The sequence below is a fragment of the Methylobacterium sp. GC_Met_2 genome (genome assembly GCF_026540795.1).
Classification (GTDB): Bacteria; Pseudomonadota; Alphaproteobacteria; order Rhizobiales; family Beijerinckiaceae; genus Methylobacterium.
In genome coordinates, this window is record NZ_JALNUM010000062.1 from 1 (window position 1) to 22559 (window position 22559).

At 69.4% G+C, this 22559-nt stretch carries 17 protein-coding genes; 6 read left to right on the top strand and 11 right to left on the bottom strand.

Going from position 1 to position 22559, the window contains the following annotated elements; genetic code table 11:
* Positions 1-200: 200 nt before the first annotated feature.
* From OXS49_RS19900 to OXS49_RS19915, 4 genes are all read right to left on the bottom strand, one after another.
* Positions 201-1235: a VWA domain-containing protein gene (locus OXS49_RS19900; RefSeq protein WP_244003364.1), complete on the bottom strand. Its 1035-nt coding sequence runs from the start codon at positions 1233-1235 to the stop codon at positions 201-203.
* On the bottom strand, positions 1232-1708 hold the full coding sequence (locus OXS49_RS19905; protein ID WP_267426308.1) for a DUF4381 family protein: 477 nt from the start codon (positions 1706-1708) through the stop codon (positions 1232-1234). Before OXS49_RS19905 ends, OXS49_RS19900 begins: the two co-directional genes overlap by 4 nt.
* 24 nt (positions 1709-1732) lie before the next feature.
* The gene (locus OXS49_RS19910) at positions 1733-2599 is read right to left on the bottom strand and encodes a DUF58 domain-containing protein (protein WP_267426309.1); all 867 of its coding nucleotides are present in this window, start codon (positions 2597-2599) and stop codon (positions 1733-1735) included.
* Between the two features lie 260 nt (positions 2600-2859).
* Positions 2860-3861 (bottom strand): MoxR family ATPase, encoded by a 1002-nt coding sequence (locus OXS49_RS19915; protein ID WP_267426310.1) that lies wholly within the window; start codon positions 3859-3861, stop codon positions 2860-2862.
* Between the two features lie 235 nt (positions 3862-4096).
* Here OXS49_RS19915 and OXS49_RS19920 point away from each other — a divergent pair, with 235 nt between their 5' ends.
* Positions 4097-4807 (top strand): MgtC/SapB family protein, encoded by a 711-nt coding sequence (locus tag OXS49_RS19920; RefSeq protein ID WP_267426311.1) that lies wholly within the window; start codon positions 4097-4099, stop codon positions 4805-4807.
* Positions 4808-5102: 295 nt separating this feature from the next.
* Here OXS49_RS19920 and OXS49_RS19925 read toward each other — a convergent pair whose 3' ends face one another.
* Entirely contained in the window at positions 5103-6098 is a 996-nt protein-coding gene (locus tag OXS49_RS19925; RefSeq protein WP_267426312.1) for a helix-turn-helix domain-containing protein, read from the bottom strand.
* Between the two features lie 388 nt (positions 6099-6486).
* Between OXS49_RS19925 and OXS49_RS19930 the strand changes: the two genes are divergently transcribed.
* Positions 6487-7173: an SDR family oxidoreductase gene (locus tag OXS49_RS19930; protein ID WP_267426313.1), complete on the top strand. Its 687-nt coding sequence runs from the start codon at positions 6487-6489 to the stop codon at positions 7171-7173.
* A gap of 12 nt (positions 7174-7185) precedes the next feature.
* Here OXS49_RS19930 and OXS49_RS19935 read toward each other — a convergent pair whose 3' ends face one another.
* Positions 7186-7518, bottom strand: a complete 333-nt coding sequence (locus OXS49_RS19935) for a hypothetical protein (RefSeq protein WP_244003378.1) — start codon at positions 7516-7518, stop codon at positions 7186-7188.
* Between the two features lie 285 nt (positions 7519-7803).
* On the opposite strand from OXS49_RS19935, the gene OXS49_RS19940 reads away from it, so the two are divergent.
* The 4 genes from OXS49_RS19940 to rnhA all read left to right on the top strand — a co-directional run bounded on the left by OXS49_RS19940 (position 7804) and on the right by rnhA (position 11408).
* Entirely contained in the window at positions 7804-8649 is an 846-nt protein-coding gene (locus OXS49_RS19940; protein WP_244003380.1) for an NlpC/P60 family protein, read from the top strand.
* A gap of 202 nt (positions 8650-8851) precedes the next feature.
* The gene (gene ispH, locus OXS49_RS19945) at positions 8852-9853 is read left to right on the top strand and encodes a 4-hydroxy-3-methylbut-2-enyl diphosphate reductase (RefSeq protein ID WP_243917555.1); all 1002 of its coding nucleotides are present in this window, start codon (positions 8852-8854) and stop codon (positions 9851-9853) included.
* 108 nt (positions 9854-9961) lie between these two features.
* Complete coding sequence (locus OXS49_RS19950; protein WP_244003382.1) at positions 9962-10927, top strand: homoserine kinase; 966 nt, start codon at positions 9962-9964, stop codon at positions 10925-10927.
* Positions 10928-10934: 7 nt separating this feature from the next.
* On the top strand, positions 10935-11408 hold the full coding sequence (gene rnhA / locus OXS49_RS19955; protein WP_267426314.1) for a ribonuclease HI: 474 nt from the start codon (positions 10935-10937) through the stop codon (positions 11406-11408).
* 115 nt (positions 11409-11523) lie between these two features.
* Here rnhA and zwf read toward each other — a convergent pair whose 3' ends face one another.
* The 5 genes from zwf to OXS49_RS19980 form a co-directional block, all read right to left on the bottom strand.
* Positions 11524-13050, bottom strand: coding sequence for a glucose-6-phosphate dehydrogenase (gene zwf, locus OXS49_RS19960; protein WP_267426315.1), 1527 nt, complete (start codon positions 13048-13050; stop codon positions 11524-11526).
* Between the two features lie 246 nt (positions 13051-13296).
* Positions 13297-14835, bottom strand: coding sequence for an efflux transporter outer membrane subunit (locus OXS49_RS19965; protein ID WP_267426330.1), 1539 nt, complete (start codon positions 14833-14835; stop codon positions 13297-13299).
* A gap of 185 nt (positions 14836-15020) precedes the next feature.
* The gene (locus OXS49_RS19970) at positions 15021-18473 is read right to left on the bottom strand and encodes an efflux RND transporter permease subunit (protein WP_267426316.1); all 3453 of its coding nucleotides are present in this window, start codon (positions 18471-18473) and stop codon (positions 15021-15023) included.
* The gene (locus tag OXS49_RS19975) at positions 18470-19357 is read right to left on the bottom strand and encodes an endonuclease domain-containing protein (protein WP_267426317.1); all 888 of its coding nucleotides are present in this window, start codon (positions 19355-19357) and stop codon (positions 18470-18472) included. Before OXS49_RS19975 ends, OXS49_RS19970 begins: the two co-directional genes overlap by 4 nt.
* Positions 19354-22479, bottom strand: a complete 3126-nt coding sequence (locus tag OXS49_RS19980; RefSeq protein ID WP_267426318.1) for an MdtB/MuxB family multidrug efflux RND transporter permease subunit — start codon at positions 22477-22479, stop codon at positions 19354-19356. Before OXS49_RS19980 ends, OXS49_RS19975 begins: the two co-directional genes overlap by 4 nt.
* Between the last annotated feature and the right edge of the window lie 80 nt (positions 22480-22559).

Consider the following 22559-nt stretch of genomic DNA (forward strand, 5'->3'; position numbering starts at 1 on the left):
GCACGCTGGGCCTGCCTGATCCGGAAGCGTCGCTCCCCCCTCGCGGGACTTCGTCCCGACCCGACCCCTGCTGACGCAGAGAGCGCCCGTCGGGCCACCCTCCCCCGCAGAGGGGGGAGGGAGACGCGCGTCAGTCCGGAGCCGCCTCGCAACCAACAGGATCGGTGCGTGATCGGACGCAAGCCCAAAACCGTTCCGCATCACGCCCCCCTCCGGCTGGCGAGCAACAGAGCCGCGCTCAGCAACGCCAGGGCCGCGGGCCAGGGCCAGAGGTCCCGGCGCAGCGGCAGGGGCGGGGCCAGGGCACGGCCTCCCTCCAAACGGTCGATGGCGTCGGCGACGCGGACGAGATCGTCGGTGGTGCGTACCCGGAACGCCTCGCCGCCGCTGGCCTGCGCCATGTCGCGCAGGGTCTCGGTGTCGACCACATCCTGCTCGCCGTCGGCATCCGCCATGTCCCGGGGACCCAGCGCGATCGTGTAGACCTTGATGCCGAGTTCCTTGGCGAGCTCGGCCACGTCCTTGGGGGCGGTCTGGCCGGCATTGTTGGCGCCGTCCGAGAGCAGGATCACAGCCTTCGCAGCCTTCATGCCGGGCTTGGTCCCGGAGCCGTCGTCGCCGGCATCCCGCGGGTCCAGCCGCCGCAGGGCGAGACCGAGGCCATCGCCGATGCCGGTGGAGCGGCCGCTGATGCCGATCGTCGCCTCGTCCAGCGCCCGGGCGACCGCCGCGGTGTCGAAGCTCGGCGCGGCGGCCACGTAGGCCTGATCGGCGAAGATCACGAGGCCGATCCGGTCCCCGGCCCGGCGCCGGATGAAGTCGGTGCCGACGCGCTTGACCGCAGTGAGCCGGTTCACGGTCTCGCCGTCGAGGGTGAAGTCGCGCCGCTCCATGGAGCCCGAGAGATCCATGGCGATCATGATCTCGCGGCCCGAGGCCGGGAGCGCGGTCGCCGGCATGACGAGGCGCGGGCCGCTCAGCGCCGCCACCAGGGCGACCCAGAGCGTCCAGGTCAGCGCGGCCCGGCGCCGGCCCCGGGCGGCGAGGTCGGCGCCGGAGCGACCTGCGCCGACCACCGTGCCGGGGACGCGCAGCGCCCCGCTGCCGCCCTCCGGCTCGGCGGGGATCAGGCGCGCGGCCAGCAGCGGCAGCGGCAGAGCCAGGAGCGCCCAGGGCGTGGCGAGGTCGAAGGCCGACAGGAGGGCGCTGAGCCAAGCGGGCAGAACACCACTCATGTCCGCAGCCGTCCGATCAGGCGGCCGAGCTCGGCATCCAGGGCGTCGAGATCCGGCGTCTGCCGGCGGTACAGGCCGTCGGCGAGCACCCGCCCGGCGCCCCGCGTGAAGAAATCGGTCCGGAACAGACCGTCGAGGCGGGCCGCCCAGTCCGCCCCCACGGCCCGGCTCTCAACCTCGCCGCCGAGCGTCCGGCCGAGGCGGCGCAGCAGACGGGCCTGGGCCAGGAGCCGCGCCTCCGGATCGAGGCCGCGGCTCCGGGTGAGTTCGGTGAGCGCCGCCCGGCGTACCGTGGCCCGGGACCGGCTGCGCCCATAGCGCACCAGCCCCACCAGCAGGGCGGCGAGGAAGCCCAGGAGCGCCGCCGCGATGATCTCGCCCTGCACGGCCCCGGCGGCACCGCCCGGCAGATGGAGACCGCGGAGCTGATCGAGGCCGAGCGGGGTCTCGATGGGTATCGTGGCGGCGTTCATCGCGGCGATCCGCCGGGTCCGGCCTCACAGCACCGCATCGAGGCGCTCCATCAGCGGCGCGTAGGCCTCAGGCCCGGACTCGACGTCGAGACGTACCCCCGCGATGCCGCGGCGGGCATAGTCGGCGAGCCGGGCCTCGGCGGATTCGCCCGATGCGCCGGCTATGGGAAGCGCCGTGCCGCGGTGGCCATCCGCGAGGGCGAAGGGGTAGTAGCCCGGCGGCCGGGCGCGCTCGAAGGCGTCGCTCACCAGGATCAGGCGGATCGCGATCCGCTCGGCCAGCAGGGTCAGGAGTTCGTCGAAGCCCGGGCCCGGATCGTCCAGGGCGCTGGCGACGACGAGGTGGCCGCCGGCCGGCAGCAGGCCGCGGGCGAGGCCGAGCGTCGCCTCCAGCGGCGGTTCCGCGCGGGTCGGTGAACCGGATTCGGCCGCCAGCGCGTCGGCATGGGCCTGGGCCAGCGCCCCGGTCACCGCGATCATGGCGCGCTCGCCGCCCGCCGGCCGCAGCACCGTGGGGGCGCCGGCGGAGGCCACCGCGAGGCCGACCCGGCCGCCATCGGCCGCGACCCGCCAGCCGAGCAGCGCCAGGGCCTCGGCGGCCGCCACCGAGCGGAGCGCCCGGCGGGTGCCGAACAGCATCGAGGGCCGGAAATCGGCCAACAGCACCACGGCGCGGTCGCGCTCGTCGTGGTGGGTGCGGACATGCAGCTGCCCGGTCCGCGCGGTGGCGTTGCGGTCGATGAAGCGGCGGTCGTCGCCCTCGGACCAGAGCCGGACATCCTCCGGCTCCGAGCCGCGCCCACGGCGGCGGGTGACGATGCCGCCCGGCAGGCCCGCGAGCGTCCGGGTGGCGGGCGCGGAGCCCCGCCGGGCGAGGTGGCGCAGGCCCATCAGGGCCTCGCCCGAGAGGTGGATGCCGCCGTTGATCCCTCCCCCCTCTGCGGGGGAGGGTGGCCCGGCCGTCAGGCCGGGTCGGGCCGGGACGAAGTCCCGCGAGGGGGGAAGCCGGCTTCCGGACGGGGCGCGACCGTCACGAAGGCCGACGCTCGAACCTGCATCGTCGCTCCCCTCTCCCCCCCTGCTGCGCAGGGTACCCTCCCCCGCAGAGGGGGGAGGGGGGGCGCGGCGCGGGATCTTCAGCCCGAACACCGTCAGAGCGCCCGCACCCGTTGCACCAGCGCGCCGACGACGCCGCGCGCCGTCTTGCCCTCGGCCGCCGCCCGCCAGGTCAGGCCGATCCGGTGGGCGAGGGCGTCGCGGGCGAGTTCGGTGACGTCCTCGGGGGTGACGTGGTCGCGGCCCCGCAGCCAGGCCCGGGCCTTGCCGGCCATCATCAGCGCCAGGGTGCCGCGCGGCGAGGCCGGATGCTCGATCAGGGCGCGCAGGTCCGGCGCCGCCGCATCGGTGCGGGTCGCCGCCACCAGCCGGACCAGATAATCCTTGAGCGCCGGCGACACGTAGGTGGACAGCGCCGCCTCCCGGGCCGCGCGCACGTCGGCCAGCGACAGCCGCATGGTCATGGCGTCGACGTGATGGGTGATCTCGCCCTCCACGAGGTCGAGGATCGCCCGCTCGGTGGCCTCGTCGGGCATGTCGACCACGACGTGCAGGAGGAAGCGGTCGAGCTGGGCTTCGGGCAGCGGGAAGGTGCCGGCATGCTCGATCGGGTTCTGGGTCGCCACGACCATGAACGGGTCGGACAGCCGGTGCGTCGCCCCCGAGACCGTGACCTGCCCCTCGGCCATGGATTCGAGCAGGGCCGACTGCACCTTCGGGGGCGCGCGGTTGACCTCGTCCACCAGCACCAGGGCGTGGAACAGCGGCCCGGGCAGGAACTCGAAGGTGCCGCTATCCTGCCGCCAGACGGTGGTGCCGGTCAGATCGGCCGGCATCAGGTCCGGGGTGCACTGGATGCGCGCGAAGGAGCCGTCGAGCCCATCGGCCAAGCGCTTGACCGCGCGGGTCTTGGCGAGCCCGGGCGCGCCCTCGATCAGCAGGTGGCCGCCGGTCAGGAGCCCGATCAGCAGGCGCTCGACGAGGCCGGCACTGCCGATCAGGCCGCGTTCCAGCCCCTCGCGCAGCGCCATGACGCGGCCGTGCAGGGCGGCATCCGGGATCGTCTCGGGCCGGCGTTCGGCAAGGGCGCCGCTCATGAGCGACAAGATTTCGCGTGGCGAGATCCTGCGCGGACCGTATCCGCCGCCTGGGCTCTGTCCTGCATCCTGCACGCCTCCTCGGCCGGGTCCCGAATTCTTAAGGGATCCTCAATCTGTTGCCGGTGTGCCCGCTGCCCGGTACGGCCGTCAATCCCGGTTTCCTGGGGCTTTCGGGCCCGAGCCGATCCACGATGTCACGGTTTCGTCACCGCCCCGCTCACAAGAACCGCCGATGACCAGCTATGCCGCCCTCCCCGAAGAAGCGAAATCCGCGATCGGCCTGCTCGTGGCCTTCGTGCTGGGCACGATCATCGGGGCCGAGCGGCAGTACCGGCAGCGCACCGCGGGCCTGCGCACGGCCGTGCTGGTGGCGGTGGGAGCCAGCGCCTTCGTCGATCTCGGCATGCGCCTGAGCGGCCCGGACGGGGGCGTCCGGACCGTCGCCTACGTGATCTCGGGCATCGGCTTCCTCGGGGCCGGCGTGATCATGAAGGAGGGCATGAACGTCCGCGGCCTCAACACGGCCGCGACCCTCTGGTGCTCAGCCGCGGTGGGCGCGTTCTGCGGCGCCGACCTGCCCCTGGAGGCGGTGTTCGTGATGGCGACGGTGCTGGCCTGCAACACGGCGCTGCGGCCTCTGGTGAACGCCATCAACCGCGCGCCGATCCGCGAATCCGCCACCGAGGCGACCTACGAGGTCCAGGTCACCACCGCGCCCGGCGAGGCCGGCCCGGCTCAGGATCTGCTGGTGGAACTCCTCGAGGCGGCCAACTACCCGGTCGGCAACGTCGCCGTGGAGGAGCGCGGCGAGAGCGCGGTCGACGTGGTGGCGACGCTCACCGCCAGCGCCGTGAAGGCGGAGGAACTCGACGCCGTGACCAACGAACTCGCCCGCATGCCCGGCATCCGCCACGCCACGTGGTCGGTGCAGACGGCGGATTGATGTTTTGGGGTAGAGCCCGGCCCGTCTGGGGGTATCGGGACTGCTTCCGACCCAACCCAGCCACTCAGACCGGCGTTATCGCTTCCACAAAGCGGCCGTTCGTCAGCCGTCCAGCACCTTCAGCACTGGATGGGGAGCGGACCCTGAGCTTTGGCCCCGAAGCGGACGTTCCGCTTCCGACCCAGTCGAGTTACGAGGGCCGTGCCCGATCGCGCTGCAATCGTGCGCGGCTCCAAGCCCTTGATGTGACGCGCTCTCTTGCGCCGAACCGGTGTCCACTTCGGCGGAGAGCGCTCTAAGCTGACTCAAACGGTAGCTTGGAAGTGGCCGCGACCATTTGTACGTTCCACCTATGCGCCTGCCGGTATTCGCTCGGGCTTATGCCGTGGCGATCCTTGAAGCGGCGAGCGAAATGCGCCTGGCTGCTGAAGCCGCAGCCGTAAGCCAGCATGCCGATCGACAGGTGGGCGCAAGCCGGATCGCTCAAGCGCTTGGCCGCTAACTCTAGCCGGCGTCCCCAGATGTAGTCGGAGATGTGTCGGCCCCGCTCTTGGAACAGCTCCTGCAGCCTGCGCAGCGATACGCCGACCGCGGCAGCGAGCTGCGGCGGGTCAAGGGTCGTGTCACCCAAGTGATCGTCGATGTAGGCCTTGGCTCGTTGGACCGTGGCGTTGCCCTGAATGGAGCGGGGCACCTCCTGCACCAACCTTTCGGCGAGACTGGCCACCATTAGATCAACCCCAATCGACGCCATGCGCGTCGCCGCGTCGGGGGTGAGCCGATCTCCCACCCGGATCAGATCCCGTATGTAAGTGTTCGCGAGCGTCGTGGAGGCGAGGTTGGTCCCGACTGTAAGGGTCGTGAACAGTTGAGACGGACCCAGCACACTCTCCAAGCGCTCTCGCGGCAGGTCGAGGATCAGGACGCTGCCGGTCTCGATCTCGCTGACGCCGGGGCGATGATCGAGCACGACGAAATCACCGGTCCGGGCCACCGCCTCACGCTCGTTCTGCTGGACGGCATGATGGCCAGATTCGGTGAAGACCGCGTAGAGGCGATCACCCCGGCCATTCCGACGAACCGCCTCAGGTGTCACTTCGGTACGGGTGGAACTCTGAACGCTTCGGGTGATCGGCAAAGATCCGATCGCGGTGAACTCGATCCGACCGTGGAACGGCGCAGCAGCAAGGTTCCGGATCTCGTTCGGTACCATCTGCGTGCACAGCATGTCCCGCCATTGGCGGAAAGCGTTCCTGGGATGAAGGCCTTCGGTCGAAAATAACGCCCGCATTCGCGATCGGGGCCCTCAGACCGTATGCTATTGTACATGTTACAGTAAGGTATTGTTTTATGATAGAAAAATTCCCTGATGTCAAAATATACTGATTCCAACCTGAGGTATTATTTTTACTATTCTAACGAGATTGGCCGATTTTGATGACCGATAGGTTTATAACTGGGCGTCGGAATGATTGGGTGACGCCGATGACAGTTTGAGCCTGCAGCGGAGACGTTCGGACCTAAAGCAGCGGGCCGTGATTGAGCACGAGACGACGTCCGTTCTCATGCGCTGCAGCCCGAAAGCAGAACGGCGAAAATCCACCCAACGCGGACCCTCACCCGGTCATGAAACCACGGGACCCAATGAAGCCTTATCAGGCCGATCCCGGAGACCCATCATGATCCAATCCCAGAAGAACGCTCTGATCGTCGGGGCCTCCCGCGGTCTTGGGCTCGGCCTCGTCGAGACCTTCCTGGCGCGCGGCTGGCACGTCACCGCGACCCAGCGCAGCTCATCCCCCGATCTCGCCCGCCTCGACGCGAAGACGCTTCGCGTCGAGACCGCCGATATCGACGACGCGGCGAGCGTCGCCGCCCTGCACGACCGCTTGGCGGACCAGCGCTTCGACCTGATCTTCGTGGTGGCCGGGGTCGCCACGCAGGCGCACGATCCGGTGCATGCGGTGCCGCGGGATGTCGCCGCGCAGGTCTATCTCACCAACGCGGTCAGCCCGATCCGCTTCGTCGAGGCGTTCCTGGATCGCTTGGCGCCGGGCGGCAGCCTCGCGCTGATGAGCTCGATTCTCGGTAGCGTCAGCCTGAACGAGACCGGCTGCTGGGAGACCTACCGGGCCAGCAAGGCGGCGCTCAACACCCTGGCGCGCAGCTTCGAGATCCGCCACCGGGCGGAGTCCGTCTCGGTGCTGATCCTGCATCCGGGCTGGGTCCGCACCGACATGGGCGGCGCGGAGGCCGATATCGACGTCGCCACCAGCGTCGCGGGCCTCGCAGACGTTATCACGGCCCGGCTCGGCCAGCCGGGCGCGCACTATCTCGATTACCGAGGCGCGACGCTGCCCTGGTAGGGCCGGATCCCGTCAGCGCGGCGGCGCGAGGGGCCGGGTGCGGCGCTCGATCACCACGGTCGGGCGGGTGCGCCGCTCGACCACGACGGTGCGCGGCGCGCGGCTTGGGCTGGCCTGGGTCAGGATCCGCTCCGGCATGCGCTCGGGCTTCACCGTCTTGGCCGCCAGGACATGCGGGCGGACCTCGTCGACGGGCAGGCCCATCAGGCCGGCCGCGATCTCGGCCTGCTGCTCGACATCGTCGGCGAGGTCCTGGGCGGCCGCGACCGCCTCGTTCACCGTCGGCGGCTCGCGGCGCACTCGGATCGGCGGGAGGTCGGCGAAGCTCTTCTGTGTCTTCTTCACGGGGCGACTCGCGGTCTTCATGGGATAGACATAGCGCCTTCCGGGGCGGTTGTGCAGTGCATCAAAGATCCGTGACCGACCATGACGGCGCATGGCTGATCAAGCTTTGCCCCCGCGACGCACCGGTTCGGCGGGGCCTTCGAGCACGCGAAAACCTCGGACCCGCATCCTTTCCCATTCGGTATCCCGTGCGACATAGAAGCGCAGACGGGATCGCGCAACGGATTCCTGCCCATGCCGCCGGGCGTTCATCCCATCGTGAACCCGGTCTGATAGCATTCCCCCATGACCGAATCCCTCGATCCCCGGATCACGCCCGCCCGCGCCGACATCGCCGATGAGCGCCTGCGCGGTCGCGTGGCCGCCGCGCGCTTCGTGGCGGGCAGCCCCCGACGGGTGACGGCGCCCTCGGCTCCTCTGCGGCGCGCGCCCACCCCGGAAGCCGGGCTCGACACCGAAGCGCTGCTCGGCGACGCCGTCACCCTGTACGACGCGGCAAACGGCTTCGCCTTCGTGCAACTCGCCCGCGACGGCTATGTCGGCTACCTGCCGGCCGACAGCCTCGGCCCCGCCGGGCCGGAGCCGACCCACCGGGTCACGGCTCTGCGCACCTTCCTGTATCCGGAACCCGACCTGAAGCGGCCGGTTCTCGCCCATCTGAGTCTCGGGGCGCGTCTGGTGGTGACCGGGGCGGCGGGCGCGTATCTGAAGACCCCGGGTGGCTACGTGTTCGCCCGGCACTGCGCCCCGGTGGCGGACCATGCGCCGGACTACGCCGGCACGGCCGCGCGCCTCGTGGAAACACCCTATCTCTGGGGCGGCCGGACGACGCTGGGGCTCGACTGCTCGGGCCTGGTGCAGCTCTGCCTGGACGCAGCGGGGCTCGCCTGTCCGCGCGATGCCGACATGCAGGAGCGGGATCTCGGGCAGGCGCTGCCCCTCGCACTGACCGGCCTGTGCCGGGGCGATTTCGTGTTCTGGCGCGGCCATGTTGGGCTGATGCTCGACCCGGAGACGCTGATCCACGCCAACGGCTACCACATGGCGGTGGCGGCCGAGCCCTTGGCCGGGGCGGTGGAGCGGATCCAGGCGAACAGTTTCGGCGCGGTCACGGGGATCCGGCGGCTCTGACAGGTTGCCGCAGGCGTCCGTGCGGCCTCGCTCCCCACGCAGGGTCGGGATCCGGTCGCGCGGCACCCCGTGAGGTTGGCAGCGGACGCGGCTCCAATTCCCGCGGCAAACGTGCTACAGAGCCATTCCGCTTCCCTGTTCCTGCCCGGTTCGTAGGGCAATCCTGTTGACAGGACGGCCCCACCCTCGCCACATCGCCCGCATGACCGCTACGATCACGCCTTCCGAGCCCGTCGCGGGCACCACCGGCAAGCCGCCGCTGGAGATCCTGCTCTGCGCCCCCCGCGGCTTCTGCGCCGGCGTGGTGCGGGCCATCGACGTGGTGGAGCGGGCGCTCGCGATCTACGGGCCGCCCGTCTACGTCCGGCACGAGATCGTGCACAACAAGTACGTGGTCGAGAGCCTGAAGCGGAAGGGCGCCGTGTTCGTCCGCGAACTCGACGAGGTGCCGGACGGTGCCGCCCCGGTGATCTTCTCCGCCCACGGCGTTGCGAAGACCGTGCCGGCCAATGCCGATTCGCGTGGGCTGACCACGATCGACGCCACCTGCCCGCTGGTCACCAAGGTCCACCGCGAGGCCGAGATCCATCACAAGCGCGGCCGCCATGTGCTGCTGGTCGGCCATTCGGGCCACCCGGAAGTGGTGGGCACGATGGGCCAGTTGCCCAAGGGCTCGATCACCCTGGTGGAGGATCTGGAACAAATCAGCGCCCTGAACCCCGAGAATCCCAACAACCTCGCCTGGGTGACCCAGACGACCCTGTCGGTGGACGACACCCGCCACATCGTCGAGGCGCTCAAGCAGAAATTCCCGACCATCACCGGGCCGCACAAGGACGACATCTGCTACGCCACCACCAACCGCCAGGAGGCGGTGAAGCAGGTGGCGCCGCTGGTCGATGCCCTGATCGTGGTCGGCTCCTCGAACTCCTCGAATTCGCAGCGCCTGCGCGAGGTCGCCGAACGCGTCGGCTGCCCGATCACCCGCCTCGTGCTGCGCGCCGAGGAGATCGACTGGCCAGCCTTCGAGGGGATCCGCAAGCTCGGCCTCACGGCCGGCGCCTCGGCGCCCGAGGTGCTGGTGGAGGAAATCATCGACGCCTTCGCGGCCCGCTACGACGTGGTGGTCGACACGGTCTCGACCGTGATTGAGGACATGGTGTTCCCGCTGCCGAGGGAGCTGCGCAGCGAGGCCGCCGAGTAGGCAGCCTGGACACAGGCCAGCCTGGACACAGGCGCAGCAGGCTTTATGCGGGGGCGCTTCGGCGCCCCTCGTCGTATCGAACTTCCAAAAAATTCAGAGCGCGAACACGTGGCCGTCTACACCGAGGTATCCGACACGGCGCTCGCCGACTTCCTGTCGGCTTACGCGATCGGCAGCCTGCTCTCCTTCAAGGGCATCGCCGAGGGCGTCGAGAACTCGAATTTCTTTCTCCAGACCACCGGCGGCTCCTACATCCTGACGCTCTACGAGAAGCGGGTGCGGGAAGCCGACCTGCCGTTCTTTATCGGGCTGATGGAGCATCTCTCCGCCCGCGGTCTCGCCTGCCCGCAGCCGGTGCGCGACCGGGCCGGTCAGGCCCTCGGGCAGCTCTGCGGCCGGCCCGCCGCCATCGTCAGCTTTCTAGAGGGCGTCTCGGTCAAAACGCCCGGCGTCGAGCATTGCCGGGAACTCGGCCGGGCGCTCGCCGCGCTGCATGCGGCCGGCCGCGATTTCCCGATGGTGCGGGACAACAGCCTTTCGGTCTCGGCTTGGCGGCCGCTCTTCGCGCAGGCCGAAGATCAGGCCGATACGGTGGAGCCCGGTCTCGCGGCACGTACCCGAGACGACCTCGCCTTCCTGGAGGCACACTGGCCGCACGATCTGCCGGGGGGCGTGATCCACGCGGATCTCTTCACCGACAACGTGTTCTTCATCGGAGACGCCCTGTCGGGCCTGATCGACTTCTACTTCGCCTGCACGGACGCCTTCGCGTACGACATCGCGGTGTGCCTCAACGCATGGTGCTTCGAGCCCGACGGCACCTTCCACCACGACATGGCGACAGCCCTGTTTGCCGGCTACGAAGCTGTGCGCCGCCTTGAGCCCGCCGAGGTCACGGCCCTGCCGATCCTGTGCCGGGGGGCGGCGCTCCGGTTCATGCTGACCCGGCTGGTCGACTGGTTGAACGTGCCGCCCGGCGCTTTGGTAAAGCCGAAGGACCCCCGGGAATTCGACCGCCGGCTCGCCTTCCATCGCCAGGCGCGGGACGCGCAGGATTACGGGCGGCAGGGCTGAAGACCGGATGAGCACCGACGTGACCGAAACCGCGGTCGAGCCGACGCGGGTCAAGATCTACACGGATGGCGCCTGCTCGGGGAATCCCGGGCCGGGGGGCTGGGGCGCCATCCTGATCTTCGGCGACACCCGGAAGGAACTCTCCGGGGGCGAGGCCCACACCACCAACAACCGCATGGAGATCCTGGCGGCGATCGAGGCGCTGGAGGCGCTGAAGCGCCCCTGCCGGGTCGACCTGTTCACGGACTCCCAGTACCTGCGCCAGGGCGTCACCAGTTGGATCCACAACTGGAAGGCGCGGGGCTGGCGCACCGCCGACAAGAAGCCCGTGAAGAACGAGGATCTCTGGCGCCGCATCGACGCCGCCCGGGAGCGCCATGAGGTGGCGTGGCACTGGGTGAAGGGCCATGCCAGCGACCCGCTCAACAACCGGGTCGACGCGCTGGCGGTGGCCGCGATGCTGCCGTTCAAGCGGCGGTGAGGGGGGGTAGGTTGTATGTCCGAGGTGTAACAGGACTCGCATCCGCATCTCCCTCCCCCCTCTGCGGGGGAGGGAGAGACGCGGAGCCCGTTGCTCTCCGTTTTGAGCGAACGAATCAATCGGTCTCGCCGTCCAGCCCCAGCCAGTGCCGGCCGTCGCGTGCCAGAAGCTCGTCGGCCTCCTTGGGGCCAGTGCTCCCCGCGGGATAGAATGTCACGTCCGCCTGCGGCCAGCCCTTGAGCAGCGGGTCCACCGCCGCCCAGCCGGCCTCGATGTTGTCGGCCCGCTGGAACAGGGTCGCGTCGCCGGTCATGCAATCGTAGAGCAGCGTCTCGTAGCCGACATTCGGCGTGTCGGCGAAGAAATCCTTGTAGCGGAAGCCGGAGCGCACGCGGCCGATCTTCATCTGCGGCCCCGGTACCTTGACGTTGAATTCGGTGCTCACCCCGTGATCCGGGTCGATCAGGATCCGCATTACGGTCGGCCCCAGGTCGGCGGTCGGCGTCTCCTCGAACATCTTGAACGGGGCCGGCTTGAACAGAACCGCGATCTCGGTGCGCCGCCCGGTCATGCGCTTGCCGGTGCGGATGTAGAAGGGCACGCCGGCCCAGCGCCAGTTCTCGATGTGCAGCTTCAATGCAATGTAGGTCTCGGTAACCGAGTCCTTGGCGACATGCGGCTCGTCCCGGTAGGCCGGCAGGTCGCGCCCCTCCGAGGTGCCGGCCGCATACTGGCCGCGCACCGCATCCTCCGGTGGAATCGGCCGCACGGCCTCGGCGAGCTTAGCCTTCTCGGTGCGCACGGCCTCCGCGTCGAAGGAGTTCGGCGGCTCCATGCCGACCATGCAGAGGAGCTGGAACATGTGGTTCGGCACCATGTCGCGCAGCGCACCGGTGGGCTCGTAAAACCCGCCGCGCTCCTCGACGCCGACCGTCTCGGCCGCCGTGATCTGGATGCTGTCGATGTATTCCCGCCGCCAGACCGGCTCGAGCAGCCCGTTGGCGAAGCGGAACGCCATGATCGACTGGACCGTCTCCTTCCCCAGGAAGTGATCGATCCGGAAGAACTGGCTCTCGTCACCCTGCTTGAGGATGCGGGCGTTGAGTTCCCGGGCCGAAGCGAGGTCGGAGCCGAACGGCTTCTCGATGACCACCCGGCGGAAGCTGTCGCCCTCCTGCTTGAGCAGGCCGGCCTGCCCGAGCCCGTCCACGATCGTCCCGAAGAACCGCGCCGCCACCGCGCAGTAGAACACCGCGTTGCCGGTTACCTTCGCCTTGATGGCGGCGAACGTCTCCGGCTTTTCGAAATCGCCCTTCAGGTAGTGAAGGCGCTCCCGGATGAAGCCCCAGCTCTTCGGGTCGATATGGTCGGCGTGGAACTCGGAGGTCGGGTCCTTGCTGAACGCCTCCAGGGTCTTGGTCAGGGTGTCGCGCAGGCCCTCGTCGGTGCCGTCGTTATGATCGACGCCCAGGATCGAGAAGCCCGCCGGCAGCAGCCCGGCGCCCGCGAGGTTGTAGAGGGAGGGCATCAGCAGGCGCTTGGTCAGGTCTCCGCCCGCCCCGAAGATCACCAGCGTGCAGGGCGGCGCCGGCTTGGTGCCGCAAGCCGCATCGTTCTTGAGGGCTGTCGTCTGCTCGGCCATCCCCAACTCCCGTCCATCTGCGGTGCAGCAAACCGGCGGGACAACCCGTCCTGCCGGAGGTCCGTTCCGGCCACCGGGTTCCCAAAGGGCTCAGCCCTTTGGTGGGGTGTCGGGGTGAAACCCCGGCATACGGATCCTGGACCCTCGAAAGGGGCCCAGGATCCGTACCGCAGGGCTCTGCCCTGCACCCGCAAAAGGGACGCGTCTCTTTTGAAACCCATCACCGTAAAGAGAGGTGCTTGAGCCCTACTCGTCGGGGCGGACCGCCTGGCCACCCCGGTCGATCGGCAGGCTCGGGCCCTTCAGCTCGGAATCGCTCGGGAGTGAGCGCACGTCCCAGCCGCCGCCCAGCGCCCGGATCAGCGTCACTGCCGCGGTGAAGCGGCTCAGCCGCACCTGCAGGGCGTTGATCTCATTGGACACGAGCAAGCCCTGCGCGGTCACCACGGTGGTGAAGTTCTGCGTACCGGCCCGGTACTCGTTGAGCGTGATCTCCACCGCCTTGCGCGACAGCTCGACCGCCTTGTCCTGGGCGGTCTGCTGCTGGCCGAGGATGCGCAGGGCCGCCATCTGGTTCTCGACCTCCGCGAAGGCCGCGAGCACCACCTGCCGGTAATTGGCCACCTGGGCGTCGTAGGCGGCCTCGGCCGAGCGCAGGGCCGCCGTGCGGGCGCCCCCGTCGAACAGGACCTCGCTGGCCGAGCCCGCCACCGACCAGAACTGGTTGGCCGCCGAGAACAGGCCGGTGCGGGTCAGCCCCGAGACGCCACCCTGGGCCGAGATCGTCACGGTGGGGAAGAAGGCCGCCACCGCCACGCCGATGCGCTCGCTCTGGGCCTGAACCAGCCGCTCGGCTTGCGCGACGTCCGGGCGCCGCTCCAGCAGGTCGCCCGGGATGCCGACCGGCACGGCCGGCGGATTGCGGTTGATGCCGCCCACGGGGATCGACACCTCGGAGGGCGGGCGCCCGATCAGGGTGGCGATGGCGTTCACGTACTGCACCCGGGTCAGCCGCACCGCGATGGCCTGGGCCTCGATGGTCTGGACCTGGGTCTGCGCGGTGATCACGTCTGAGCGGGCGGCCACGCCGGCGGCGTACTGGTTCTCGGTGATCGCCGCGGTCTTCTTGAAGTTCTCGACATTCTCGTCGAGCACCTTCTGGAGCGAGTCGGCGTAGCGGACGGTCAGGTAATCGGCCGCGACCTCCGCCTGGATGGTCAGGCGGGTGAGGGCGATGGTGGCGGCATCGGATTGCGCCAGCGCCGCCTCGCTCTCGATGGTACGGCGGGTACCGCCGAACAGGTCGAGCTGCCAGCTCGCTTGGCCGACCAGGGACTCGCTGGTGCGGACGGTGCCGCCGCTGCCGGCGCGGGTGATGCTCGGGGCGCCGATCACCGTCGGGTACAGGGCGGCCTGGGCCGAGGCGACGAGCGCCCGGGCCTGCCGGTAATTCGCCACTGCCTGCCGCAGGGACTGGTTGTCGACATCGACGAGGCGGATCAGCCGGTCGAGATTCGGATCCCGGAAGACCCGCCACCAGTCGCCGCGCTCGACCGCGTCGCTCGGTCGGGCCTCGCGAAACCCCTTCTTCCGCGCGGCGACATAGGCCGCGCTGTCCTCCCGGACGCCGCCCTGCTTGTAGCCGAGCGGCGTCTCCACGGAGGGCCGGGAATAGTCGGGGCCGACCACGCAGCCTGCGAGGAGCGGGACCGCGAGAAGGAGGGCCGCGAGGTGACGCCGCGCTCTCCCTCCCCCCTTTGCGGGGGAGGGTGGCCCCTGCGTCAGCAGGGGTCGGGAGAGGGGAGCGCGGCTTCCGAACAAGGCGCGGTCAGCATGACGGGCACGGCATCGTTCTGCACCATCGCGCTGCCCCTCTCCCCCCCTGCTGCGCAGGGTACCCTCCCCCGCAAAGGGGGGAGGGAGTGTCGCGCGCGCGAACACGGCCGATGTTTCACGTGAAACCTTAACCATCATTCTCCGGCCGGCAGGGCCGCTTCTCCGCCCCCTCCGGCGCGCCTGCGGCGGTCGAGCACCCTGTGCCTGAGTCGGTCAAGGGTGAGATAGACGACGGGGGTGGTGTAGAGGGTCAGGATCTGGCTCACGATCAACCCGCCCACGATGGCGATGCCCAGCGGCCGGCGCAGTTCCGCGCCCTCGCCGTTGGCCAGGATCAGCGGCACGGCGCCGAGCATGGCCGCCAGCGTGGTCATCATGATCGGCCGGAAACGCAGGAGACAGGCCTCCCGGATCGCATCCACGGGATTCGCGCCCCGGGTCCGCTCTGAATCGATCGCCACGTCGATCATCATGATCGCGTTCTTCTTCACGATGCCGATCAGCAGGAACACCGCGATCAGCGCGATGATGGTGAAGTCGGTCCCGGTCACCAGCAGGGCCAGCACCGCGCCGACACCGGCGGAGGGGAGGGTGGAGAGGATCGTGAGCGGATGCACGAAGCTCTCGTACAGGATCCCGAGCACCGCGTAGACCGCCAGGATCGCCGCCAGGATCAATAGCGGCTGGCGCGAGGCCGAGGCGACGTAGTTCTTGGCCGCGCCCGCATACTCCCCGTGGATCGTGGCCGGCAGGTGCAGGTTGGCCATGGCTCGGTCGATGGCGGCGGTCGCGTCCGACAGGCTCTTGCCCGGGGCGAGGTTGAACGAGATCGTGGTCGCCACGAACAGGCCCTGGTGGCTGACCTGCGTGGGTGCGTTGCCGGGCTCGATCCGCGCGAAGGCCGAGAGCGGGACCATGGTCTCCTTGGCGGCCGAGACGGGGGCGCTCGACGAAGCGCCGCCCTTCGAGGCCGCGATGGCGTTGGCCGAGGCGTTGCGGGCCGAATCCGACGCGATGGCGGCGGCGTTCGAGGCGGTGTCGGCCGTGCTGGCAGAGGCGGCAGCCGCAGCCGCGACGGCGCCCGTGCCCCCGGACGCGCCGCCGACCGCCCCCGAGCCGGCGCCCGACGTGGACGAAGCGCTGCCCGGGCTGCTGGTGCCGGTTGCCGCGTTGGTGTTGACGCCGCCCGCCGTCGCCACGGTTCCGGCCACCGCGTTGGTGGTCGCCGAGCCGGCCGCGTTCCCGCCCGAGGTCGAGACGTAGATCTGCTTCAGCGTCTCCGGCGTCTCCAGGTAGCGCGGCGCGATCTCCATCACGACGTGGTACTGGTTCAACGGATTGTAGATCGTCGAGACCTGCCGCTGGCCGAAGGCGTCGTAGAGGGTGTTGTCGATCTTGTTCGGGGTGATGCCGTAGCGGAAGGCCGTGTTGCGGTCGATCACCACCCGGCTCTCCAGGCCGCCCTCCTGCTGGTCGGAGGTCACGTCCGCGAAGGTCGGGTCCTTCTGGAGGGCCGCCACCAGCTTCGGGGCGGCGGCGAACAGCTCCTCGGGCGTGTCGCCCTGGAGGGTGTACTGGTACTGGGCGAAGCTCTGGCGGCCGCCCATCTGCAGGTCCTGCCGGGGGAAGACGTAGAGCCGCGCGCCCGCGACCTGCGCGAGCTTCGGCCGCAGCCGCGCCATCACGGTGGAGATCGGCGCCCGCTCGTTGAGCGGCTTCAGGCCGATGAACACGTTGGCCGAGTTGGTGCCGCGCCCGCCCGTGAAGCCGACGACGCTCTCCACCGCCGGATCGGCGCCGACGATCGCGGCCGCCTGCTTGAGCTTCTGTTCCATCGACTGGAACGAGATGCGCTGGTCGGCCTGGACGCCGCCCATCATCTGGCCGGTATCCTGCTCGGGGAAGAAGCCCTTCGGGACGATGATGTAGAGGTAGACGTTGAGCCCCACCGTGGCGAGCAGGGTCAGCAGCACGAGGCGCGGATGGGCGAGCGCCACCTCCAGCGTCCGCCCATAGGCGCCGAGCAGCCGGGAGAAGCCACCCTCCAGCATCCGGATCAGAAGGTTCGGCCGGCGGCCTGCTGTGGGTGCCCCGTCCGGACCGTGCCCCTCGGCCCGCAGCAGCCGGGCGCACATCATCGGCGTGGTGGTGAGGGACAGCACCAGGGAAATCAGGATCGACAGCGACAGGGTGACGGAAAATTCCTGGAAGATCCGGCCGACGAGGCCGCCCATCAGCAGGATCGGCAGGAACACCGCGATGAGCGACAGGCTCATCGAGATCACCGTGAAGCCGACCTCCCGGGCGCCGATCAAGGCCGCCTGGAGCCGGGGCTTGCCCTCCTCGATGTGCCGCTGGACGTTTTCCAGAACCACGATGGCGTCGTCGACCACGAAGCCGGTGCCGATGATCAGCGCGGTCAGCGACAGGATGTTGAGCGAGTAGCCGAGAAGGTACATCGCCGAGAAGGTGCCGATGATCGAGATCGGCACCGCCACCGCCGGGATCAGCGTCGCCCGCCAGGAGCGCAGGAAGCCGAACACCACCAGGATCACGAGGCCGACCGCCACCAGCAGGGTCTCCTCGGTGGCCGAGAGCGAGGCGCGGATCGTGGCGCTGCGGTCGCCGGTGAGCTTGATGTCGATGCCGCCGGGCAGCGAGGCCGTGATCTGCGGCAGCGCCTGCTTCACGGCGTTGATGGTCTCGACCACGTTGGCGCCCGGCTGCTTGTAGACGAACAGCAGCACGCCGGACTTGCCGTTGACGATGCCGAGGTTGCGCTTGTCCTCGACGCCGTCGAGGACCTGCCCGACATCGGTGAGCTTCACGGCGGCCCCGTTGCGGTAGGCCACGATGATGTCGCGGTAATCGGCGGCCTTGCGGCCCTGGTCGTTGGCGTAGAGCTGGTAGCGGCGCTCACCGGCGTCGATCTCGCCTTTCGGCGAATTGGCATTGGCCGAGGCCAGGGCCGCCCGGATGCCTTCGAGGCCGATGCCGTAGTTGAACAGGGCGGTGGGATCGAGCTCGACCCGCACGGCCGGCAGGGACGAGCCGCCGATATCGACGTTGCCGACGCCGGGGAGCTGAGACAGCTTCTGCTGCACCACGGTGGCGGCGGAATCGTAGACCTGGCCGCGGGTCAGCGTCTCCGAGGACATGCCGAGGATGATGATCGGCGTGTCGGCGGGGTTGAACTTCCGGTAGGTCGGGTTCTGCCGGAGCGCGGTCGGAAGGTCGGCGCGCGCCGCGTTGATGGCGGCCTGGACGTCGCGGGCGGCCCCGTCGATGTCCCGGTTGAGGCCGAACAGCAGCACGATCCGGGTGGAGCCCAGGGTGTTGGTCGACGTCATCTCGTTGACGTCCGCGATGGCGCCCAGCCGTCGTTCGAGCGGCGCCGCTACGGTCGTGGCCATGGTGTCGGGCGAGGCACCGGCCATCTGGGCCTGGACCAGGATCACGGGGAAGTCGATCTGCGGCAGCGGCGCCACCGGCAGCTTCAGGAACGCGAACAGCCCGGCGAGCAGCACCCCGATGGTCAGCAGCGTGGTCGCGACCGGGCGCCGGATGAACGGCTCGGAGATGTTCACGGGTGGCACCCGTGGGCTGGGCGGGGAGCCGGCGTGTGCTCGTCGGAAGAGGCGCAGTCGATTCCGCACATCTCCCTCCCCCCTCTGCGGGGGAGGGTGGCCCGATGAGCGCCCTGTGCGTCAGCAGGGGTCGGGTCGGGACGAAGTCCCGCAAGGGGAGACCCGGGTTCCAAAAGGGGCTCAACCTTCCCGATGGGCACAGTCTCATCCTGCACCGTCGCTCCCCTCTCCCCCCCTGCTGCGCAGGGTACCCTCCCCCGCAGAGGGGGGAGGGGGGAGCCAAGTTCTTTCTGCGTTGCGACGGCTTCCCTGACGGCATCCAGGACCAAGCCGAGGTTGCTTAGAACGAGGTCGTTCGGGGAGCGCAGGACCGTAAAGCCCTGGCTCTTCAGCCAAGCATCCCGCTTCGCATCGCGGAGACGACGTGCCTCGGTCTCATGTGGTTCACCGTCCAGCTCGACGATCAGCCGCGCGGAGGCACAGAGGAAATCCGCGATGTAGGGCGGGATCGGCACCTGGCGCCTGAACTTGAGACCGTGGAAGCGCCCGGCGCGCACCTGCTGCCAGACGGCATCCTCAGCCCGCGTATAGGATTGCCGCTGCTCACGGGCGAAGGCGCGCAGGTGTGGATCGGGCTTGCCAGGACGCCGGCCTTTCTGCGTCGTGCCTGGATCGGACCTGCCACACGCCCTCCCTCCCCCCTCTGCGGGGGAGGGTGGCCCCCGAAGGGGGTCGGGAGAGGGGAGCGACCTATCCGGAAAGGTCGCGACGAGCCTCACATCCTGAACCGTCGCGCTGCCCCTCTTCCGACCCTCGCTGACGCGAGGGCCACCCTCCCCCGCAGAGGGGGGAGGGGGATCCGCACCATCGTCCCGCCGCGTCATGGCAGGACCTCACCACTCTCCAACCCGGACTCACGCCGCCCGGAAATCCGCCGCTCCAGCCGGTCGAACGCCAGATAAATCACCGGCGTCGTGAACAGCGTCAGCACTTGGCTGACGATCAAACCGCCCGCGATGCAGATGCCGAGCGGCTGGCGCAATTCCGAGCCCACCCCGGTGCCGAGGATCAGCGGCACTGCGGCGAACAAAGCCGCCAGCGTCGTCATCAGGATCGGCCGGAAACGCAAGAGGCAGGCCTGGAAGATCGCCTCCCGGGGATCGAGCCCGTCCTCGCGCTCGGCCTGGAGCGCGAAGTCGATCATCATGATGGCGTTCTTCTTCACGATGCCGATCAGGAGCACGATGCCGATCACCGCGATGATGTCGAGCGACAGCCCGAACAGCATCAGGCCGAGCAGCGCCCCGATCCCCGCCGACGGCAGGGTCGACAGGATCGTGATCGGGTGGATGAAACTCTCGTAGAGCACGCCCAGCACGATGTAGACGGTGACGATCGCCGCCAGCACGAGGAACAGTTCGTTGCCGAGCGCCGACTGGAAGGCGAAGACCGAGCCCTGTGGCACCACCCGGAACGAGGGCGGCAGGCCGATCTCGGCCTTGACCGCGTCGATCGCCTCGACGGCCTGCCCCAGGGCCGCGCCGGGGGCGAGGTTGAACGACACGGTGGTGGCCGGGAACTGGCCGAGATGCGAGATCAAAAGTGGCGCCCGCCGCTCGCTGATCCGCGCCACCGCGGAGAGCGGCACCTGTCCGTTGGTCGCCGTCGAGGAGGGCAGGTAGATCGAATCGAGGCTGCGCAGGGTGGTGTGCAGCTTCGGGTCGGCCTCCAGGATGACCCGGTACTGGTTGGACTGGGTGAAGATCGTCGAGATGATCCGCTGGCCGAAGGCGTCGTAGAGGGCGTTGTCGATGGTCGCCGGGGTGATGCCGTAGCGGCCGGCGGTGGGCCGGTCGATGGTCACGTAGGCAGCGAGCCCCTCGCCCTGGTGGTCGCTGGCCACGTCCCGGACCACGGGCGATTGGGCCAGCGCCTCGGTGAAGCGGGGGACCCAGGTCTCGAAATCCTCGATGTTCGGGCTCTCGAGGATCACCTGGTACTGGGTCGCCGAGACCGCGGTGTCGATGGTCAGGTCCTGGACCGGCTGCATGTAGAGCCGCATGCCGGGCTGGTTGGCGGCCGCCGCCGAGATCCGCCGGATGATCGCGCTGGCCGAGGCGGTGCGCGCGTCCCGGGGCTTCAGGTTGATCAGCATCCGGCCGGAATTGAGGGTGACGTTCTGGCCGTCGACCCCGATGAACGACGACAGGTTGGCGACGTCCGGGTCCTTCAGGACGATCTCGGCCATGCGCTGCTGGCGCTCGGCCATGGCGGCGTAGGAGACCGATTGGTCGGCCTGCGTGATACCCTGGATCACGCCCGTGTCCTGCACGGGGAAGAAGCCCTTCGGGATCACCACGAACAGGTAGACGGTGAGCCCCAGCGTCCCCACGGCCACCAGCAGGGTCAGGCCCTGGTGGTTGAGCACCACCCGCAGCGCCCGGCCGTAGGCCTCGATCGTGCCGTCGATGGCGCGCCGGCCCAGCCGGGAGATCGCGCCCTCGCGGCGGCGGACCTGAGCCTCCGGCACGTGCTTCAGGAGCCGGGCGCAGAGCATCGGCACCAGGGTCAGCGACACCACCGCCGAGATCACGATGGTGGCCGCCAGCGTGATGGCGAATTCGTGGAACAGGCGCCCGACCACGTCGCCCATGAACAGCAGCGGGATCAGCACCGCGATCAGCGAGACGGTCAGCGAGATGATGGTGAAGCCGATCTCGCGGGAGCCCTTCAGCGCCGCCTCCAGGGGCGAATCGCCGGCCTCGACGTGCCGGGCGATGTTCTCGATCACCACGATGGCGTCGTCGACCACGAAACCGGTCGCGATGGTCAGGGCCATCAGCGACAGGTTGTCGAGGGAGAAGCCGTAGAGGTCCATCACAGAGAGGGCGCCGACCAGCGACAGCGGCACCGACAGGCTCGGGATCAGGGTTGCCGACAGGCTGCGCAGGAACAGGAAGATCACCAGCACCACCAGCGCGATGGCGAGGCCCAGCTCGAACTGCACGTCCTCCACGGAGGCGCGGATCGTGGTGGTCCGGTCTGTGAGCGGCGCCACCACCACGGCGGCCGGCAGGCTCGCCTGCATCTGCGGCAGCAGCGCCTTGATCTTGTCGACCGTGGCAATGACGTTGGCGCCGGGCTGGCGCTGGATGTTGAGGATCACCGCCGGTGTCGCATCGGCCCAGGCGCCGAGCTTGGTGTTCTCCGGCCCCTCGACCACGTCGGCGACCTCCGAGAGCATCACCGGTGCGCCGTTGCGATAGGCGATGATCGCCGAATTGTAGGCCTTCGGGTCGCGGATCTGGTCGTTGGCGTTGATCGCGTAGGATTGCTTGGGCCCGTCGATCGTACCCTTCGGCGTGTTGACGTTGAGGTTGGTGATCGTGGTGCGCAGGTCGTCGATGTTGAGTCCATAGGCGGCGAGCGCGCGGGCGTTGAACCGTACCCGCACGGACGGCCGCTGCCCCCCTGAGATGCTGACGAGGCCGACCCCCGCCACCTGGCTGATTTTTTGGGCGAGGCGCGACTCAGCGAGATCGCGGACCTGGGTGAGCGGGAGCGTCTTCGAGGTGAGCGCCAGCGTCAGCACGGGCGCATCGGCTGGGTTGACCTTGGCGTAGATCGGCGGTGCCGGCAGGTCTGAAGGTAGCAAATTACCGGCGGCGTTGATCGCCGCCTGGACCTGCTGCTCGGCGATGTCGAGGGACAGGTCCAGGCTGAACTGCAGGGTGATGACCGAGGCGCCCGCGGAGGATTGCGAGGTCATCTGGTTGAGGTTGGCCAGCTGGCCGAACTGCCGCTCCAGGGGAGCGGTCACCGAGGAGGTCATCACCTCGGGGCTGGCGCCCGGATAGAAGGTCTGGATCTGGATCGTCGGATAGTCGACGGCCGGCAGCGCCGAGACCGGCAGGTTCAGGTACGACACGCCGCCGACGATCAGGATCGCCAGCATCAGCAGTGTCGTGGCGACCGGGCGGAGGATGAACAGGCGGGACGGGTTCATGGCGCGCTCCCGTTCTCCCTCCCCCCTCTGCGGGGGAGGGTGGCCCTCGCGTCAGCGAGGGTCGGGAGAGGGGAGCGACG

Bases quoted from the DNA above. Each gene is read 5' to 3' on its own strand.
- OXS49_RS19915 (WP_267426310.1), bottom strand. From the start codon at position 3,861: ATGAGCGGCGCCCTTGCCGAACGCCGGCCCGAGACGATCCCGGATGCC.
- ispH (WP_243917555.1), top strand. From the start codon at position 8,852: ATGACCGCTACGATCACGCCTTCCGAGCCCGTCGCGGGCACCACCGGC.
- OXS49_RS19930 (WP_267426313.1), top strand. From the start codon at position 6,487: ATGATCCAATCCCAGAAGAACGCTCTGATCGTCGGGGCCTCCCGCGGT.
- OXS49_RS19980 (WP_267426318.1), bottom strand. From the start codon at position 22,479: ATGAACCCGTCCCGCCTGTTCATCCTCCGCCCGGTCGCCACGACACTG.
- OXS49_RS19975 (WP_267426317.1), bottom strand. From the start codon at position 19,357: ATGACGCGGCGGGACGATGGTGCGGATCCCCCTCCCCCCTCTGCGGGG.
- zwf (WP_267426315.1), bottom strand. From the start codon at position 13,050: ATGGCCGAGCAGACGACAGCCCTCAAGAACGATGCGGCTTGCGGCACC.
- OXS49_RS19920 (WP_267426311.1), top strand. From the start codon at position 4,097: ATGACCAGCTATGCCGCCCTCCCCGAAGAAGCGAAATCCGCGATCGGC.
- rnhA (WP_267426314.1), top strand. From the start codon at position 10,935: ATGAGCACCGACGTGACCGAAACCGCGGTCGAGCCGACGCGGGTCAAG.
- OXS49_RS19910 (WP_267426309.1), bottom strand. From the start codon at position 2,599: ATGGGCCTGCGCCACCTCGCCCGGCGGGGCTCCGCGCCCGCCACCCGG.
- OXS49_RS19925 (WP_267426312.1), bottom strand. From the start codon at position 6,098: ATGCGGGCGTTATTTTCGACCGAAGGCCTTCATCCCAGGAACGCTTTC.
- OXS49_RS19900 (WP_244003364.1), bottom strand. From the start codon at position 1,235: ATGAGTGGTGTTCTGCCCGCTTGGCTCAGCGCCCTCCTGTCGGCCTTC.
- OXS49_RS19905 (WP_267426308.1), bottom strand. From the start codon at position 1,708: ATGAACGCCGCCACGATACCCATCGAGACCCCGCTCGGCCTCGATCAG.
- OXS49_RS19940 (WP_244003380.1), top strand. From the start codon at position 7,804: ATGACCGAATCCCTCGATCCCCGGATCACGCCCGCCCGCGCCGACATC.